Raw genomic sequence first — 17,053 nt, forward strand, 5'->3', positions numbered from 1 at the left:
CGTGCCACCCGCGCGCCCGCGCCGGTGGCACGCGGCCCGCCGCCACCCCTTCCGGCGCGGCGGGTTCGACCGACGACGCGCGCCAGGTGATCGGGATGCCCGCACCGCTCGGCGTCGGCCTGGTGGAGCTGTCCGGCGGCAGCTACGAGAGCCCGGCCATGTCGGGCCGCCCTGCGGACGCGCGCGCCCAGGCCCGCGAGGCGTACTTCCTCGACCTGGCGAAGGAACTGGTCACGACCAGCCCGCTGCCGCTGATGCTCACCGTCGGAGCCGGCGGCGGGGCGACGAGGCCGACGCACGGCTGCGGCCGGTGACCTGGTCCGGCAAGTCCCCGCCGCGGCCGCCGTCATGGCACAGGTCCGCCACCGGATGCGCGAGCGAGTTCGACAGTGGTCGTACAGGCGGCTCCTGGGGGCCGTCAGGAAGTCGGGGCGACGAGCATGTGCTCCTTGCCCAGGCTGTTGGCCGAGGTGTCGGTGTACATGGTGGTCTCGCCGTCGGACCGCCGGACGACGAGGTCGTCGGTGCGGCCGTTCTCGGTGAAGTCGCCGGTCGTCATGGTGGCGACCTGGGCCCACCGCCCGTTGGGGTTCTGGACGCGCCGCTCGGCGCCGAGGCCGGAGGTGCCGGTGCCGGGGTAGTCGTCGAGTTCGCCGTCGGTCCAGCGGACCATGAGGTCCCAGTTCTGGCGACCGGAGAACTCACCGCCGGTGAGCAGAGTGGCCTTCTTCCAGGTGCCGTTGGCGGCCTTGAGCTGGTGCTTCTGCCCGAAGGTGCCGGCCCCGACGTTGGTGTAGAGGCTGAGCCCGCCGTCGGCCCAGCGCACGATCAGATCGGTGACGTACCGCGTGGTGCCGAAGCGGCCGGCACTGATCTGGGTCGCGTTCTTCCAGGTGGCGTTGGGTTTGATCATCCGGGTGCCGGCCCAATTCAGCCCCTTGGCGCCGACGTCGCCGTACAGCGTGACCTCGCCGTCCACCCAGCGCACCAGCAGGTCGAACTGGTCGGATCCGGTGAAGTCGCCCGCCGTGATGGTCCTGGCGTTCTTCCAGGTGCTGTTGGGCGCCATCAGCCGCCGCTCGGCGCCGAAGCCGCCGTGTCCGTCGCCGGGGTACAGCGTGACCGCGCCGTCGGTCCTGACCACGATCAGGTCGCCGTGCCCGGTCCCCCGGAAGTCGCCGGAGGCCGTCAGCGCGGCCTTCTTCCAGGTGCCCGCCGATCCGGGCAGCCAGGGGTCCGTCGTCCCCGCGTAAGGCGGGTTCTTGCCCAACTGCTGGTGCGCGGCGGCGTGTTGGAACAGGTTCTGGGCGTCCTTGCCGTAGACCGGCGCGTACGTCACCCAGTCGTCGTTGGCGTCATTGCCGCCGCCGTTGTATCCGCCGGTGTTGCCGATGACCTTGCCCTTGCCCGTGGCGCTGTCGTAGTCCTCGATCCAAGGGCCGCCGGAGACACCGCCGTAGAAGCCCTTGCAGGTCATGCGCAGCTGCCGGAACCCGGGCAGCTGGGAGGTGGTGACGGGGCAACGGACCGGCAGATGGCCGGGGTTGACGCTCCCGGAGCCGGGATAGCCGATGACGGTGACCTTGTGGCTGTAGCCGCTGGTGGGGGTGAAGGTGAGGGCGCCGGTGACGTCCTCCACCTTGCCGCGGCTGTTGGCGTCGACCTGGGCGAAGGACAGGTCGAGGTCGGAGGCGGCCGACTTGGTGTTCGCCGTGTAGCGGGGGTCCGTGTAGACCTGGAGGACCGGGAACACGCCGAACGGCTGCTGCGCGGCGGTCTTGCCGCTGCGGTACTGCGGGACGAAGACCCGGTGCGTGGCCTTGCTCAGCCCGAGGCCGCAGTGTCCGGCGGTCAGCACGATGTCCTTGGCGGCCGTGTGCACGACGCTGCCCGTGCAGTAGGTGTCGCCGCCGAGCGGCTTGCCGTCGAAGAAGAAGGTGCCGACCATCGGGTGGCCCGTGAAGTACTGGGGCGAGGGGGTGCCGGACGGCGGTGAGCCGTGGCCGGTAGCCCGCTGTGCGCCGAGGCCGTGCCGCGGGGCGGCCGGAGCCGAGGGCCCGTCGGCGGGGACCGCGTTCTTCATGCGGTCCGCCGTCCAGTACTTCTCCTCGCCGACGAGACCCGGCCCGTTCGGGACGGCCGCGGGTGCCGTGGGCCTGGCGGCCTCTGTCGAGGAAGCCGGGGCGGCGCCGAACATGCCCGCCCCCAGCCCGAGCGCGAGAACCGGAACCCATCTGTAGCTGGAACGCACCAAGGTGTCTTTCCGTCTTGGAGGAAGCCGAACGGTGCGCGATACCGGACCGTTGAAATCACCTATATCGCACATGTGTTCGCCACGAAGAGGATCAGCATACCGACCGGCGACGCCGCCTGACACGGCGTTGAGAGACAGACGTCGAAAGACAGACAGGGCACAGGCGATGGACAGTTTCCGCAGGGCCGCGTGGGCGGCCCTCCCCCTCCTGCTGCCCTTGCTCGCGGCCGGGCCGGCGTCGGCCGCGCCGTCGACGCCTTCGCTCACGTACGGCGGCGTCACGTCCGTGCGGCCCGGCGACACACTGACGGTCGACGCCCGGTCCGGCGAGGCCGCGTACGGCGACACCATGCACTCGTCCGTGTTCGTGGCGACGGGCACGCTGCGCATGATGGATCCGCTGCTGACCACCACCGTCACCATCGCCTGCGACGCCCGGCCCGGCATCCGGCCGGTCACACGGCGCGGCGCCGGAGACGTGGGCCCGGACGAACATCCCCTCCGCTGGGCGCGGGTGCGGGTCCAGCCGGTCGACGAGGACGCGCGCCGGGCCTGTCGGGACAAGGTGAAGCGGCTGCCCGCGCCCGATCTGGAGGAACGCTGGGCTCCGGGCGACACCTGGCCCCAGTCGCCATGGGATGTGCGGACCTTCCGGGCCGGGAGCCGTATCACCATCACCGACAACGACGACGAGGGATCGGACGGGGGCATCAGCCTCACCTCCCGCGCGTTCGCCGACCGCCCCGTCCTGCGTGGCGCCCGAGCCGTCCTGACCGCCACCGCCACCCTCAAGTGCGGGGCCGCGCCCGGCCTTTACGTGGTCTACCGGCACGATGCCCGGCAGGGCGGTCCGGACAGGCGATGGGCGCGCCTGCGCGTCGCTCCCGCCGCATCCGGCAGATCCTGCTCCACGGACCAGGTGGCGGCCCGCTCGGCCGGGACGTCCCGCACCGCCGTGATGGCCTGGACCGCGGGCGGTGTCTTCCTCGCCGCCGCGGCGGGCACGCTGCTCTTCCGGCGGACCCGGATCCGCCGGCTCCGGCGGGGAGGGGCGAAGGTACCGAGCGAGTGACTCGGCGCGGGACGTACGCCACCCGCCCGAAGGGCCCCTCGCGCTCCAGCCGGTCGCTGACGCGGGTATCACCGCCCCGCCGCCTCCTCGGCTGCCCGCCCCCGCGCCTCCGGCCTGTCCCGCCATGCCGAGGGGAGGGCGAGGACGATGAGGGCGGCGGTGCAGACGAAGCCCCAGGAGTAGCCGACCTGTTGGGCGAGGACGCCGAAGCAGACGGCGCCGATGCCCATGCCGGCGTCGTAGGCGATGTTCCACAGGGCGCTCACGGTGCCGTACCCGGAGGCGGGGACGCGGGAGTACATCAGGGTGATCGTGGAGTTCTGGGCGATGCCGAAGCCGATGCCGAAGACGGCGACGCCGACGACGACCGCGACGGCGCTGCCGGTGTACGCGGTGACGAACATGCCGACGGCGGACACCGCGAGTCCCGGCAGGACCAGCCGGGAGGAGCCCCTGCGGTCGCCCAGGCGGCCGGCCACCAGGCGGGCCGCGGCAGCCCCGGCGGGCTGTACGAACAGGGCCACGGCCACCAGCCCCGTGGACGCCGAGGGCACGGCGAGCGGCAGGAAGGTCACCACGATCCCGGCGGCCAGCGCGGTGACCGCGAAGAGGACCGCAGGACGGGATATCGCGCGATCGCGGATGCCGTCGCGGATGCCGATCCGCCGCCCGGCGATGTACTCCTTCTCCGGCAGCCCGGGTATGGACAGGACGGGGGCCAGCGCGCACACCCCGGCGGCCACGCCGACCGGCGCGTACCCCACCTCGGAGACCAGCCAGACGCCGAGCGGCAGCCCCAGCAGCGCGGGCACGCCCGAGATGATGCCGACCAACGCCAGTCCCTCGCCCCGGCGTTCGGAGGGGATGAAGGAGGCGGTGAGCGCCCCGCCCGCGACGACGGTCAGGGCGAAGCCCGCGCCGCGCAGCAGGCAGACCACCGTGATCCAGGCGACGCCGGAGAACACCGTCAGCACCAGCGACGGCACGCCCATCAGCAGCAGGCCCGCGCCCAGGGTGACCCGGTGGCCGAGGCGTTCGATGAGGCGGGGTGCCACGATCTCGCCGGCGACCGTGGCCAGCATCAGGGCGCCCGTGGTCGCCCCGGCGCCGTTGCCGCCGGCCCCGGAGTGCTTGGCGTAGAGCGGGACGACCGACAGCAGCAGATAGAAACTCGCCGACGCGCCGAACACGCTGATGAAGCGCAGCAGCAGCGGGCGCGTCACCAGCGGGGGCAGGTCCTTGGACCCGGTCGTGGGCGGCGCGGAATTCCGCGGATCAGTGGTGGTCATGGTCGCACCCTAGGAAGCGATCAGCTCACCGGTAAGCTCCAATTCCATGTCTTCCCAGTGGTCCAATGCGTCGTCGGACCTGCTCTTCGCGATCGACCGCGACCGCGAAGAGCCCCTGCGGTCCCAGCTGGAACGCCAGGTGCGCGAGGCGATCCGCACCGGCCGGTTGCGGGTGGGCGAGCGGCTGCCGCCCTCGCGTGAACTCGCGGGCGCGCTCGGCCTGTCGAGGGGGCTGGTTCAGGACGCCTATGCCCAACTGCTGGCCGAGGGCTATCTGGTGGCACGGGTGGGCTCGGGCACCCGGGTGGCCGCGGGCGCGTGTCCGCCGTCCGCGCCGCCGGTGCCCCGACAGCCCGCCGGGCCCCCGCCGTTGCTGGCCGATTTCCGGTGGGGCGTACCGGACTTGGGCGCGTTTCCGATGTCCGACTGGCTGTGGGCGGTGCGGGAGGCGGCGCGCCGGATGCCGGTGGCCGAGCTGGACTACGGCGATCCCCGGGGCAGCGCGGTGCTGCGTGAGGTGGTCGCCGGGTACGCGCGCCGGGTGCGCGCGGCGGCGGCCGACCCCGAGCATCTCGTCATCTGCTCGGGGTACGCCCAGGGCCTGTCCCTGACCTTGGCCGCCCTCGCCCGCAGCGGGGTGCGCCGGGTCGCCTACGAGGACCCCGGCTCACCCGCCTCCGTCCGGGCGGCGGCGGTCGCGGCGGGCCTGGAGGCGGTGCCCGTGCCGGTGGACGAACAGGGCGTGGACGTAGCCGAGTTGACGGCGACCGGGGCGCGGGCGGTCGTCGTCACCCCGGCGCACCAGTGGCCGACCGGGGTGGTGCTCGGACCCGAGCGGCGGCTGGCGTTGATCGCATGGGCGGCCGCGCGGGACGCGGTGGTCATCGAGGACGACTACGACGCCGAGTTCCGCTACGACCGGGAGCCGGTCGGCGCCCTCCAGGGGCTCGCCGCGGACCGGGTCGTCTCGATAAGCACCGTCAGCAAGTCCCTGGCACCGGCGCTGCGCATCGGCTGGCTGCTGTGCCCCCCGGCGCTCGCGGACACCCTGGTGTCGGTCAAGCGCATCAGCGACCGCGGCTCGCCCGTCCTCGATCAGCTCGCCCTCGCCAGGCTGATCGAGTCGGGCCGCTTCGACCGGCATCTGCGGCGGGTGCGCGGCACCTACGCGGCCCGGCGCACCGCCCTGCTGGCCGCGCTCGCGGAACACGCCCCGGGCGTCGCCGTGACCGGCCTCGCCGCCGGCTTCCACGCGGTCGCCCATCTGCGGGAGACGGCGGACGAACGGCGTCTCGTGGCCGCCGCCCGCGCCCGCTCGGTCGGCCTGTACGGGATGAGCACCTGCCGCACCTCGCGGGCGACCACGCCGCCCCGGCTGGTGCTCGGTTTCGGCGCTGTCGGGGAACGCGCCGTCACCGCCGGAATCTCCGCGATCGGCGACCTGCTGCGGGAGCAGGGGTGACCACAAGGGGGGCCCGCGCCGGGGTGGCGGCCCGCAGGGGCGCGCCCAGGTCCTTGGTCCGGTGGCGCTCGATCCCGTCCGGGACACAGGACGCGCTGCGCGCGGGGCTGGCCCTGCGAGGTCGGACCGGCAACGGCGGCACGGGCTCGGTCGGGGCACGGCTGTGGAAGGGGCCCGGCGTAGAAGGGGGCGCCCGGCTTCGGTCGGCCGCGCCCTCTCCGTCCGCAGGCCGAAGCGGAGCCGGAGGGGTGACCACAAGGGGGGCCCGCGCCGGGGTGGCGGTCCGCAGGGGCGCGCCCAGGTCCGTCCGGAACGCAGGACGCGTTGCGCGCGGGCCTGATCCTGGCGGACTCGGACAGGGCACAGTTGTAGAAGGGGCACGGCGTACGCCGCAGATCCGGGCCCGCCGTCCTCGGCTCAGCCCCGCCGCTCCCCCGTCACGCCTGCTGTCCGAGTGCCGCCGTGTCCTTGGTGAGGGCCGGGGCCTGGGTGGCGGAGACGGTCTTGCGGAGGCGGCCGAGGCCGGTGGCCGCGGTCAGCAGGGCCAGGGTGGCGGCGCCTACCGGGAGCAGGTAGCTGTTCTCGGCGTCGAAGCGCTCCACGGACCAGCCCGCGAGCATGCTGCCGAGGGAGGAGCCGCCGAGCAGGCTGGTCACGGCCAGGGTCACACCCTCGTTGATCTGGGAGCGCGGGATCAGCTCCTGGACCAGACCCATGCCGGTGATCATGGTCGGTGAGGTGGCCATGCCCGCGATGAACATCAGCGGTACGAGGGACCACAGGCCGCTCGCGAGGGTCAGCGGGAGCATCAGTACGGCCATGCCGCCGACGCCCGTCAGGAAGCGTCCGGTGCCGGAGCCGCGCGGGGTGAGCGCCCCGAAGAGCAGGCCCGCGAGCGCGGAGCCGACCGCCTGGAGGGCCAGCACCGGACCGGCCGAGGACCTGTGGTGCAGGGAGTCGGTGAAGGCGATCGTGACGACTTCGAGGGAGCCGAACAGGGAGCCGGTGAAGAGGAAGACGAGCATCATCACCTGGAGGCCCCGGTTGGTGAGCGGGGAGCGGGAGGCCGAGGGGTCGGCGGGCTGGACCGGGGGTTCGGTGCCGCGCTGCAGCGAGAAGAGGACCGTGCCGCCCAGGGTCAGGATCAGCGGTGCGATCCGGCCCGCCTCGGGAGCGACGCCGGTGGCCAGGCCCACCACGAGGATGGGGCCGAGGACGAAGCACATCTCGTCCAGGACCTGCTCGAACGAGTTGGCCACATGCATGCGTTCGTCGTCCTCGCCGTAGAGCTCGGCCCAGCGGGCGCGGGCCATGCCGCCGACGTTCGGCGCGGTCGCGGACAGGACGTTGGTGACGAACAGGGTCCAGGTCGGCGCGTCGGTGGCGAGGCAGACGACCAGGGCGGCCGACATGGCCGCCGACCAGACGGCCGCGGGGACGGCCGTACGGGACTGGCCGTAGCGGTCGACGAGGCGGCCGAGGAGCGGGATGGTGATCAGGGTGGCGGCGAGGGACGAGCCGCCCACGGCACCGGCCAGCGCATAGGAGTGGCGCATGGCGGCGACCATCACCACGGTGCCGACGCCGGACATGGACAGGGCGAGCCGGGCCAGGAAGCCGGTGGTGGTGAAGCCGACGCTGCCCTTGGCGGAGAACAGTCTGCGGTACGGGGCGAACATGTGCGGGTCTCTCCATCGCGGCGTCGTGGCCCTCAACGCTCCGCGTGGAGGCTGGAGTTGAGACTAGTGCCTCACCGGTCCCGGCTTCTGATGTTTTCCTGCCGGGACATCCGAGGGGCACCGGGCCCAGCGCGCCCGGCCGGATGCGCGGGATGCCGGTCACGGCGATCTCCCGTACGGCCGCTCGGGGTTCGCGTCCGGGGGCCGGGCCGGGCCCCGTCCGTCGTCAGCCGGCCTCGGGCCTGTCGTCGTCGACGATCTCGGCGTCCACCACCTCGTCGTCCTCCGCGGCGGACCCACCGGACGCCGGGCCACCGGACGCCGCCCCGCCGGAGGTGCCCGCACCCGCACCCGCACCCGCCCCCGCTGTCGCACCCGCGCCCTGTTCACCCTGGGCGCGGGACTGCTCGTACAGCGCCGTGCCGATCTTCTGGGCGGACTGGGCCACTTGGTCGGTGGCCTGGCGGATGCCGGCGGTGTCCGCGTGCTCGTCCTTGAGCTTCGCCTTCAGCTCGGCGAGCGCCGCCTCGGTCTCGTGCCGCGCCTCGGCGGAGATCCGCTCGGGGTTGTCGCTGATGAGCTTCTCGGTCTGGTAGACGAGCTGTTCGGCCTGGTTGCGGGTCTCGGCGGCCTCGCGGCGCTGCCGGTCCTCCTCGGCGTGCTGCTCGGCCTCGCGGACCATGCGGTCGATGTCGTTCTTCGGCAGCGCCGAGCCGCCGGTGACGGTCATCTTCTGTTCCCTGCCGGTGCCGAGGTCCTTCGCGGACACATGCATGATCCCGTTGGCGTCGATGTCGAAGGCGACCTCGATCTGCGGGACTCCGCGCGGCGCGGGCGGCAGACCGGTCAGCTCGAACATGCCGAGCTTCTTGTTGTACGCCGCGATCTCGCGCTCGCCCTGGAAGACCTGGATGGACACCGAGGGCTGATTGTCCTCGGCGGTGGTGAAGATCTCCGAACGGCGGGTGGGGATCGTGGTGTTGCGCTCGATCAGCTTGGTCATGATGCCGCCCTTGGTCTCGATGCCGAGGGACAGCGGGGTGACGTCGAGCAGCAGGACGTCCTTGACCTCGCCCTTGAGGACACCGGCCTGGAGCGAGGCGCCGATGGCGACGACCTCGTCCGGGTTGACGCCCTTGTGCGGCTCCTTGCCGGTCAGCTCCTTCACCAGGCCGGTGACGGCGGGCATCCGGGTCGAGCCGCCCACCATCACCACATGGTCGATGTCGGACACCTTGATCCCGGCGTCCTTGATCGCGTTGTGGAACGGCGCCTTGCAGCGGTCCAGCAGATCGGCCGTCAGCTGTTCGAACTGGGCGCGGGTCAGCTTCTCGTCCAGGTGCAGCGGGCCCTCGGCGGACGCCGTGATGTACGGCAGGTTGATCGAGGTCTCGGTGGACGAGGACAGCTCGATCTTCGCCTTCTCGGACGCCTCCCGCAGCCGCTGCACGGCCATCTTGTCCTTGCCCAGGTCGACGCCGTAGTGGTTCTTGAACTGCCGCACCAGATGGTCCACGACGCGCTGGTCCCAGTCGTCGCCGCCCAGATGGGTGTCGCCGTTGGTGGCCTTGACCTCGATGACGCCGTCGCCCATCTCCAGCAGGGACACGTCGAAGGTGCCGCCGCCGAGGTCGAAGACGAGGACCGTCTGGTCGTTCTCCTTGTCCAGGCCGTAGGCGAGCGCGGCGGCGGTCGGCTCGTTGATGATCCGCATGACGTTCAGGCCGGCGATCTCCCCGGCCTCCTTCGTCGCCTGCCGCTGGGCGTCGTCGAAGTAGGCCGGGACGGTGATCACCGCGTCCGTGACGTCCTCGCCGAGATACGCCTCGGCGTCCCGCTTCAGCTTCTGGAGCACCCGCGCGGAGATCTCCTGGGCGGTGTAGTGCCTGCCGTCGATGTCGCCCTCGTCGGGGAAGCGCCAGGAGTGATCGCCCATGTACCGCTTGACCGAGCGCGCGGTGCGCTCCACGTTGGTCACGGCCTGCCGTTTGGCGACCTCGCCGACCAGCACCTCGCCGTTCTTGGCGAACGCCACGACGGAGGGGGTGGTTCGCGCGCCCTCCGTGTTGGTGATGACGGTGGGTTCGCCGCCCTCCAGGACCGAGACCACCGAGTTCGTCGTCCCGAGGTCGATTCCGACCGAACGCGCCATGGTGAATCCTCCCTTGCCGGCTGCTCCCCCACCCGTGTTCCCCGGTCCTCCTCGCCTATAGAGCCTGAATAAAACTTGAGCTACCTCATGTCAAGTCTGGTCCGCTTCCGGCGGCCCTGCCAGGGCACGGGTCCACTCGGTTCCGGCCGCGAGCGCCGTACGCCAGGGGCGCAGCACGCGGGGCGGCATGCCCACGGCGAGCGCTCCGGTGAGCGCCGTACCCCTGCGGTAGGCGACGAGGAAACCGCCGTCCGCCGGGTCGCCGTCGACCACCCGGGCCTCGTCGTGGTCGCGCAGGTGTCCGAACGCCTGGATCCTGAGGTCGTACTGGTCGGACCAGAAGGAGGGCACCGGCGCGAAGGGTGCGGCCTGCTCGGGGGCGAGCAGGTTGCGGGCCGCGGCGATGCCCTGTTCGGCCGCGTTCGTACGATGCTCCACGCGCATGTCGGCGCCGAAGAGCGGGTTGTGCCAGCGGGCCACGTCGCCCGCGGCGTAGATGCCGGGCGCGGCGGCGCTGTACTGATCGCAGACCACGCCGTCGGCCAGCCGCAGCCCGCTGCCCTCCAGCCAGTCGGTGTTGGGCTCGGAGCCGATGGCGATCAGGACGTCGTCGGCCGGGATCGTGGTGCCGTCGCTGAGCAGCACGCCGGTGGCCCGGCCCGCGCCGGTGGTGATCCCGGCGACCTTGGTCCCGGTCCGCAGATCCACGCCGTGATCGCGGTGGACCTGGGCCAGATACGTGCCGACCCGCTGTCCGACGGCGTGCGCGAGGGGGACGGGGGCGGGTTCCACCAGGGTGACGGTCGCGCCGAGGGTACGCGCGGCGGCGGCGACCTCGGCGCCGAGGAATCCGGCGCCCACCACGACCAGCCGGCCCCCGGCGGTCAGCCGCTCGCGCAGGGCGAGGGCGTCCCCGAGTTCCCGCAGGACATGGACGCCGGGTGTGTCGCATTCGGGCAGCCGACGCGGCCGGACCCCGGTGGCGATGATCAGGCCGTCGTACGTCAGGCTCGTGCCGTCGGCGAGGGTCACGGTGCGGGTCGCCGGGGCGAGGGCGGCGGCGGGCACGCCGAGCCGCAGGTCCAGGGCGAGGGCGTCCAGATCGGCCGGGCGGCGCAGGTGCACCCGCTCGGGCTCCCAGGCGCCGGTGAGGACCTGCTTGGACAGCGGCGGCCGGTCGTAGGGCGGATGCGGTTCGCCCCCGACGAGGGTGAGCGAGCCGTCGTAGCCCGCCCGGCGCAGGGTCTCGGCGGCGGTCAGACCGGCCGCCGAGGCACCCACCACCACGATGCGGCGCGGCGGGACGCTCGTCACGCCTCCACCAGTCGGATCGCGGCGGCGGGGCAGATCGCGGCCGACTCCCGTACGTCCTCGGCGAGTTCAGGGCCGGGGGTGGCGTCCAGCAGCTGCACTATGCCGTCGTCGTCCTGGTCGAAGACCTGGGGCGCCACCAGGACGCACTGCCCGGAGGCGACGCATTTGGGCTGGTCGACTTCCACGCGCATGGGTTCCTCGTTTCGTGGTTCGCGGTTCGCGGTTCGTGGTTCGTGGTTCGTGGTTCGTGGTGGTGCGGGTGTGCCGTGTCGTGTCGTGCGTGCTGTGAAGTGCTACCAGGAGACGGGTAGTTCATAAACGCCGTAGACGAAGCCGTCGTGCTTGAACTCCAGTTGATCGAAGTCGGTGGCCAACGCCAGCGTGGGGACGCGGGAGTAGAGCGTGCTGTAGGCGACCTGGAGTTCGACGCGGGCGAGCGGCTGGCCGAGGCACTGGTGGATGCCGTAGCCGAAGGCGACATGGCGGCGGGCGTCGCGGGTGAGGTCGAGCCGGTCGGGGTCGGGGAAGGCGCCGGGGTCCCGGTTGGCGATGTCGTTGGCGAAGATGACACCGTCGCCCGCGCGGATCAGCTCACCGTCGATCTCGATGTCCTCCAGCGCGACGCGTCGCCGCCCGGAGTGGACGATGTTCAGATAGCGCAGCAGCTCCTCGACGGCCGCGGCGACCGTCTTGGGGTCCTCGCAGTCGCGCAGCAGGGCGAGTTGGTCCGGGTTGCGCAGCAGGGCCACGGTGCCGAGCGCGATCATGTTGGCGGTGGTCTCGTGCCCCGCCACGAGCAGCAGGACGCCCATCTCGGCGGCCTGGCGCCGGGTCAGCTCGCCGGTGGCGACGCGCTGGACGGCGAGCTGGGAGAGCACGTCGTCCTCGGGATGCGCGAGCTTGGCCGCCAGCAGGTCGTCCAGGTAGTCGGTGAGCGCCTCGGACGCGGCGAGCAGCTCCTCGCGGGTGGAGGTGCGGCGCACCAGGACACGGCTGTGGCGCTGGAAGAAGTCGTGCCGCTCGTACGGCACCCCGAGCAGCGCGCAGATCACCAGGCTGGGCAGCGGAAGCGCGAACGCCTCGACCAGGTCGGTGGGGTTGGGCCCGGCGAGCATCTCCTCGATCAGGTCGTCCACGATCCGCTGCACGGACGGCCGCAGCGCCTCGACCTTCCTGATCGTGAAGGGGGCCGTCACCATGCGGCGCAGCCGGGCGTGTTCGGGGTCGTCCATGGTGAGGAAGGTGGTACGGGTCCGGTCGCGCTCCTGCGTCGCGGCGCTGCGGTGCGGATAGCCGGGGCGCCGGGGGTCGGCGCTGATGCGCGGGTCGCCGAGCAGGGCCCGTACGTCCTCGTGGCGGGTGATCATCCAGGGGCTGCTGCCGTCCCAGATGCGCACCCGGGAGACGGGCCGTTCGCTCTGGAGGTCCTTCAGGGCGGGGGGCGGGTCGAAGGGGCATCCGGTGGCGCGGGGCATGGGGTGCTCGGGGAGCCCGGTCGGCGTGTCCACGACTGTCTCGGTCACAGCTGCCTCCTCGGCAAGGGGGCACCCAACACCCCTAACGGTGTTAGGTGCTTCAGGCAACCTTAGGGATCGTGGGGGGCACGTCAACGGTGCCGAAGGGTTCGCCGTCGCTATCCGGCCACGATGCGATCGAGCAGCTCGTCGGCGCGCTGGATGAGTCCGCGCCGGTCGACCTCGTAGGGCAGGGCCATCGCGATGGTGACGATGCCGTGCAGCGCCGACCACAGCAGCAGCGCGTCCTGCCCGGCGCCCACCTGCCCGGGGCGGTCCCCCGGCAGCGCGGCCAGCGCCTCCTCCCAGGCGCCGAGCACCAGCCACACCGGGTGGCGCGGCGAGTCCTCGCGGGGGCCGACGATGCGCTCGACACCGAACATCAGCCGGAAGCGCCGGGGGTTCTCCAGCGCAAAGGTGCAATAGCGGTGGACCATGGCGCGCAGGGCGGTGCGGGGGGTGTGGCGGGCGTGCGGGGCGCGGGGGGCGTGGAGGGTGCCGCCGTCCCGCGCCTCCCGCAGCTCGGCGACCAGTTTCTCGTAGGCCCGGCGGGTGACCGTCGCGACCAGTTCGGAGCGGTCCTTGAAGTGCAGATAGACGCTGGGCGCGGCGATACCGACCTCGCGGGCGACCGCGCGCAGCGACAGCGCCTCCTCGCGGCCCGACTCGGCCAGCAGCCGGGCCGCGGCCGCGAGGATCTCCTCCTTCAGGGCGCCGCCCTCGCCCCACTGGCTCGGGGCGCGGCGCTTGAACGTCTCGGCCACCTGTGCTCCCTCCGTTGCCCGCCTGCCGGGTGAAGCATTATCGGAGGTGGCCGAATATCCGTCGCCCCGGGTGCGCCCGACTCAGGTCCCCTGGACCGCCGTTGGCCTCAGGTGCCGGGCCAGGAAGCGGGCCGCGCCGTCCGCCTCGAACCGGGGCATCTCCTTGTGCCGCCCGGAGTTGGCGTGCAGCGTCTTCTCCTTCGAGGCGAACGCGTCGAAGAGGGCCAGCGCGGCGGCGCGCGGGATGTGCTCGTCGTCCCACTGCATGGCGTACTCGACGGGGATCGTGATCCGTCCCGCGGCCTCGGCCAGGGCGTCGGGCCAGTGCAGTCCGAAGACCGCGGCGGTGATCCGGGGGTCGTCCGCCACGAACGGCACGCCGATCGCGGTGGCCATGTTCAGGCCGAAGAAGCCGACGGGCCCGCCGGTGCCGATCTCCGGCAGTTCCTGGAGGGCGTCCAGGACCGCCCGCCACTCGGGGACGGCGCGTTCGGCGAGCCGGGCGTTGTAGCGGACCACGATCGGGCCTTCCGGCTCGCCCGCCTCCCGGGCCCGGTACAGCGCGGCGATCTCCTGCTCGTCGTACGCCGTGCGCGGCCGGTCGCCGTGGCCGGGCGCGTCGATGACGGCGACATGGAAGCCGCAGCCGGTGACGAACAGCCGGGCGCGGCCCGTCATCGCGGGCCACCTCTTGTGCGTGCCGCCGCCGTGGCCCATGAACACGAGGGGTGCTCGCTCGGGGCCGGAGGCGGGCGACCAGAGCACACCGGGGACGTCGCCCACGGTGAAGTCGCGCTCGATCACGCCGCCGGACGACGTCTCGGCGGTGAAGTGCATGTTCTTCATGGTTGTTGCCTTTCGGAAGTGCCTTGTCGGCGAGGCGCTCCCGGCAACATCTGCTTCAGTCGCCGGACCGTGACGAAAGAGGGAGCACCCACACGGATACCTCGGTCATGGGTCTCACCTCCTCGCTCGGTCACACGGTCGCCCGCACGCTATCAGCCGGCACCGCGAGTCGGCACCGCGTTTTCCACCGGCGCACTGCTCCGCCCCGCCCGCCGACCGCTCAACTCGGCGTCGAGCGTCTCCTGCGCCGCCCGCATGACCTCGGCGTACCGGGGTTCCCGCAGCCGTTGCCACATCACATCCTCCGGTACGTCCTCCACATGGCCGACCACCCACCAGATGTTGCCGAACGGGTCCGCGACGCGCCCGCCCCGCTGCCCGAAGGCGTCGTCCGCCGGTGCGGTGACGATCCGCCCGCCCGCCTCGACGGCCCGCTCGATCGCCGCATCGGCGTCCGGCACGAACACCCTGAGCAGGCAGGGCAGTCGGGGCCAGTCGGCACGCCGGTCGAAGGCGAGCAGGACGGTGTCGCCGACCCGGATCTCGGCGTGCCCCGTCAGCCCGTCCTCCGTCCGCACCCGCCCCAGCTCCGCCCCGTCGAACACCCGGGTGACGAAGTCGAGCAGGGCGCCCGTGTCGTCCGTGACGATCCAGGGGGCGACGGTGGTGTGTTCCGGGGGTGCGGCGTCGATCTGTTCGGGCATCGCGGTTCCTTTCACCGAGGGGTGGGGCTGAGGCGGGCGACCGCGGTCAGAGTAGGCGGGATCGAGGTCGGTTCCCGTCCTCGTGGGTGCCGCCCGTCTGATCCCTGTGCGTGTTCCAGGAGTTACGGCTCGATAGCATCGGACCGACGGCCGGAGGAACGCCGAATCGATCAGGCCGGGACGGGGATACGCGCCAGTGGTGATGGGTGGGGCGGCACGGTTGCGGGTGCCGGTGGGGGCGGACGCGGAGCGCTGGGTCACCCGGGCGGGGTGCCGCCGGGTGCTGCTCGTGGTGCACAACGTGACGTCCGCGACCCGGCTGCTGGATGTGCTGCCCCTGTTCGGCGGGGACGTACGGCTCCAGTTGTTCGCCACGTGCACGGGGTCCTCGCCGTTCCTCGCCGGGGTGGTCGAGCTGCTGACGGGCGTCGGGCTGCCCGTCCTGCCGTGGGAGCAGGCCAAGGAGACCACGTTCGACCTGGCCGTCTCGGCGAGCTACGGCGGTGAACTGGACCAGATCCGCAGCGAGTTGGTCGTCCTGTCGCACGGCATGGGCTACAACAAGCGGCTCGCCGCGCCGGATGCCGAACAGCGGTCGGCCGCACCGGTCTTCGGGCTCTCGCCGGACTGGCTGCTGCACCGCGGCCGTCCGCTCGCCGCGGCCACCGTCCTGTCCCACCCCGAGCAGCTGGAGCGGCTGCGCGTCTCCTGCCCGCAGGCCGCGTCCACCGCCGTACTGGCGGGCGATCCCTGCTACGACCGGCTCATCGGCGCGCTCCCGCAGCGCGAACTCTTCCGCCGCGCCCTCGGCGTGGCCCCGGGACAGAAGCTGGTCGTGCTCAGCTCGACCTGGTCGTCGCGGTCCCTGTTCGGTGCCGCGCGGGCGGGCTCCCGCGAGGCGGCCGACGCGGACGATCTGCTGCCCTGGCTGCTGTCCCGGCTGTCCACGGAGCTGCCGGCCGACGAGTACCGCTCCCTCGCCGTCCTGCACCCGAACATCTGGTACGGGCACGGTCCGGGCCAGGTCAGGGCCTGGCTCGACCACGCCCGGCGGGCCGGTCTGGACGCCGTGCCACCGCTCGACTGGTGGCGGCAGGCCCTGATCGCGGCGGACTGTGTGCTGGGCGACCACTCCAGCGTCACCTACTACGCGGCGGCCATCGGCGTGCCCGTACTCCTCGGGGCGTTCCCGCAGGAGGCGCTCGACCCGCACTCCCCGGTGGCCGCGCTCGGCCGTACGGCGCCCCGCCTGGTCCGGCGCGGCAGCCTGCGCGCCCAGATCGACACGGCGATCGCCGCCCACGAGCCGGACCGCTACGCGCACTTCGCCGAGCAGGCCAGTTCCGCACCGGGCGAGTCCGCGGAGCTGCTGCGCCACCTCTTCTACCGCCTGATGGGCCTCCCGGAGCCCACCGGCCACACCGCGTTGCTCGACCCGCTGCCGCTGCCGCCCCACCAACCGGCCCGCCGTACCACGCCCGTTCGGGTCTTCGCCGAGGTGACCGACGGCCGAACGCCGGAGGTGGTGCTGGTACGGCACCCGGTGTCCGGCGACGCCCCCGACCCGGCCGACGGACTCGCGGCGGCGTCCACGGCGTACGCGCACACGGTGGTCGACGAGGAGACCCGCGAGGCCGGCCGGCTGCGCCTCGCGGACGTCGTCCTGCGCCACGCCCCCGCCGACGACCCACGCCTCGGCCCGCCCGGCGCCTGGACCGCGGAGGCGCTGGCCCGGTACCCCTACTCCGCGCTGGCCGCCTACGCCGACGGCCCCGACCGCTGCGTCGTGCGCACCCGCCAGGGCGACCTGCTCCGCCTGTCCGCCGCCCCCGCCCCCGACGGGCGCCCGGACCTGTGCGACCCGGCCGCCTACGCCTCGGCCCTCCACACCTGGCTCATCACCGGCCGCAAACTCTCCGAGGCCGTCCCCGAACTGACGGTCCGCACCGGCACGGTGACCCACCGGGTGGCGATCGAACGACTCCCGGCGCGTCCGGCGTAGT

Annotated in this window: 13 protein-coding genes and 1 pseudogene; 4 read left to right on the forward strand and 10 right to left on the reverse strand. The window is 72.8% G+C overall.

Going from position 1 to position 17,053, the window contains the following annotated elements; all coding sequences use genetic code 11:
• Nucleotides 1-314, forward strand: a pseudogene (locus ACLF5H_RS27415) (hypothetical protein); the annotation flags it as partial.
• 104 nt (nucleotides 315-418) lie between these two features.
• Here the strand turns inward: ACLF5H_RS27415 and ACLF5H_RS27420 are convergent.
• Nucleotides 419-2,251 carry a trypsin-like serine peptidase gene (locus ACLF5H_RS27420; RefSeq protein ID WP_421678680.1) on the reverse strand — a complete coding sequence of 611 codons (1,833 nt, stop codon included), beginning with the start codon at nucleotides 2,249-2,251 and terminating at the stop codon, nucleotides 419-421.
• Nucleotides 2,252-2,420: 169 nt separating this feature from the next.
• On the opposite strand from ACLF5H_RS27420, the gene ACLF5H_RS27425 reads away from it, so the two are divergent.
• Nucleotides 2,421-3,326, forward strand: a complete 906-nt coding sequence (locus ACLF5H_RS27425) for a hypothetical protein (protein ID WP_421678681.1) — start codon at nucleotides 2,421-2,423, stop codon at nucleotides 3,324-3,326.
• A gap of 68 nt (nucleotides 3,327-3,394) precedes the next feature.
• Here the strand turns inward: ACLF5H_RS27425 and ACLF5H_RS27430 are convergent, their stop codons facing one another.
• On the reverse strand, nucleotides 3,395-4,615 hold the full coding sequence (locus tag ACLF5H_RS27430; RefSeq protein ID WP_421678682.1) for an MFS transporter: 1,221 nt from the start codon (nucleotides 4,613-4,615) through the stop codon (nucleotides 3,395-3,397).
• 46 nt (nucleotides 4,616-4,661) lie between these two features.
• Here ACLF5H_RS27430 and ACLF5H_RS27435 point away from each other — a divergent pair, with 46 nt between their 5' ends.
• The gene (locus tag ACLF5H_RS27435) at nucleotides 4,662-6,077 is read left to right on the forward strand and encodes a PLP-dependent aminotransferase family protein (protein ID WP_421678683.1); all 1,416 of its coding nucleotides are present in this window, start codon (nucleotides 4,662-4,664) and stop codon (nucleotides 6,075-6,077) included.
• Nucleotides 6,078-6,514: 437 nt separating this feature from the next.
• Here the strand turns inward: ACLF5H_RS27435 and ACLF5H_RS27440 are convergent, their stop codons facing one another.
• From ACLF5H_RS27440 to ACLF5H_RS27475, 8 genes are all read right to left on the reverse strand, one after another.
• On the reverse strand, nucleotides 6,515-7,756 hold the full coding sequence (locus tag ACLF5H_RS27440) for an MFS transporter (RefSeq protein WP_421678684.1): 1,242 nt from the start codon (nucleotides 7,754-7,756) through the stop codon (nucleotides 6,515-6,517).
• Between the two features lie 226 nt (nucleotides 7,757-7,982).
• Nucleotides 7,983-9,908, reverse strand: a complete 1,926-nt coding sequence (dnaK, locus tag ACLF5H_RS27445) for a molecular chaperone DnaK (RefSeq protein WP_421678685.1) — start codon at nucleotides 9,906-9,908, stop codon at nucleotides 7,983-7,985.
• Nucleotides 9,909-9,998: 90 nt separating this feature from the next.
• Nucleotides 9,999-11,222, reverse strand: coding sequence for an NAD(P)/FAD-dependent oxidoreductase (locus ACLF5H_RS27450; protein ID WP_421678686.1), 1,224 nt, complete (start codon nucleotides 11,220-11,222; stop codon nucleotides 9,999-10,001).
• On the reverse strand, nucleotides 11,219-11,413 hold the full coding sequence (locus tag ACLF5H_RS27455) for a ferredoxin (RefSeq protein ID WP_421678687.1): 195 nt from the start codon (nucleotides 11,411-11,413) through the stop codon (nucleotides 11,219-11,221). The genes ACLF5H_RS27450 and ACLF5H_RS27455 overlap by 4 nt, the downstream gene beginning before the upstream one ends.
• Before the next feature lie 102 nt (nucleotides 11,414-11,515).
• Nucleotides 11,516-12,745: a cytochrome P450 gene (locus ACLF5H_RS27460; protein ID WP_421678688.1), complete on the reverse strand. Its 1,230-nt coding sequence runs from the start codon at nucleotides 12,743-12,745 to the stop codon at nucleotides 11,516-11,518.
• Nucleotides 12,746-12,855: 110 nt separating this feature from the next.
• The gene (locus ACLF5H_RS27465) at nucleotides 12,856-13,500 is read right to left on the reverse strand and encodes a TetR/AcrR family transcriptional regulator (RefSeq protein WP_421678689.1); all 645 of its coding nucleotides are present in this window, start codon (nucleotides 13,498-13,500) and stop codon (nucleotides 12,856-12,858) included.
• Nucleotides 13,501-13,581: 81 nt separating this feature from the next.
• Entirely contained in the window at nucleotides 13,582-14,346 is a 765-nt protein-coding gene (locus ACLF5H_RS27470) for an alpha/beta hydrolase (RefSeq protein ID WP_421678690.1), read from the reverse strand.
• Nucleotides 14,347-14,498: 152 nt separating this feature from the next.
• Nucleotides 14,499-15,050, reverse strand: a complete 552-nt coding sequence (locus ACLF5H_RS27475; RefSeq protein ID WP_421678691.1) for a VOC family protein — start codon at nucleotides 15,048-15,050, stop codon at nucleotides 14,499-14,501.
• Between the two features lie 202 nt (nucleotides 15,051-15,252).
• Here ACLF5H_RS27475 and ACLF5H_RS27480 point away from each other — a divergent pair, with 202 nt between their 5' ends.
• Complete coding sequence (locus tag ACLF5H_RS27480; protein ID WP_421678704.1) at nucleotides 15,253-17,052, forward strand: hypothetical protein; 1,800 nt, start codon at nucleotides 15,253-15,255, stop codon at nucleotides 17,050-17,052.
• Nucleotide 17,053 lies beyond the last annotated feature (1 nt).

This window comes from Streptomyces sp. LaBMicrA B280, assembly GCF_049222185.1.
Lineage (GTDB): Bacteria > Actinomycetota > Actinomycetes > Streptomycetales > Streptomycetaceae > Streptomyces > Streptomyces murinus.

What these genes read in the sequence shown, in the direction of transcription:
- ACLF5H_RS27475 (WP_421678691.1), bottom strand. Translation starts at nt 15,050, where the DNA reads ATGCCCGAACAGATCGACGCCGCACCCCCGGAACACACCACCGTCGCC.
- ACLF5H_RS27480 (WP_421678704.1), top strand. Translation starts at nt 15,253, where the DNA reads ATGGGTGGGGCGGCACGGTTGCGGGTGCCGGTGGGGGCGGACGCGGAG.
- ACLF5H_RS27455 (WP_421678687.1), bottom strand. Translation starts at nt 11,413, where the DNA reads ATGCGCGTGGAAGTCGACCAGCCCAAATGCGTCGCCTCCGGGCAGTGC.
- ACLF5H_RS27470 (WP_421678690.1), bottom strand. Translation starts at nt 14,346, where the DNA reads ATGAAGAACATGCACTTCACCGCCGAGACGTCGTCCGGCGGCGTGATC.
- ACLF5H_RS27440 (WP_421678684.1), bottom strand. Translation starts at nt 7,756, where the DNA reads ATGTTCGCCCCGTACCGCAGACTGTTCTCCGCCAAGGGCAGCGTCGGC.
- ACLF5H_RS27425 (WP_421678681.1), top strand. Translation starts at nt 2,421, where the DNA reads ATGGACAGTTTCCGCAGGGCCGCGTGGGCGGCCCTCCCCCTCCTGCTG.
- dnaK (WP_421678685.1), bottom strand. Translation starts at nt 9,908, where the DNA reads ATGGCGCGTTCGGTCGGAATCGACCTCGGGACGACGAACTCGGTGGTC.
- ACLF5H_RS27430 (WP_421678682.1), bottom strand. Translation starts at nt 4,615, where the DNA reads ATGACCACCACTGATCCGCGGAATTCCGCGCCGCCCACGACCGGGTCC.
- ACLF5H_RS27435 (WP_421678683.1), top strand. Translation starts at nt 4,662, where the DNA reads ATGTCTTCCCAGTGGTCCAATGCGTCGTCGGACCTGCTCTTCGCGATC.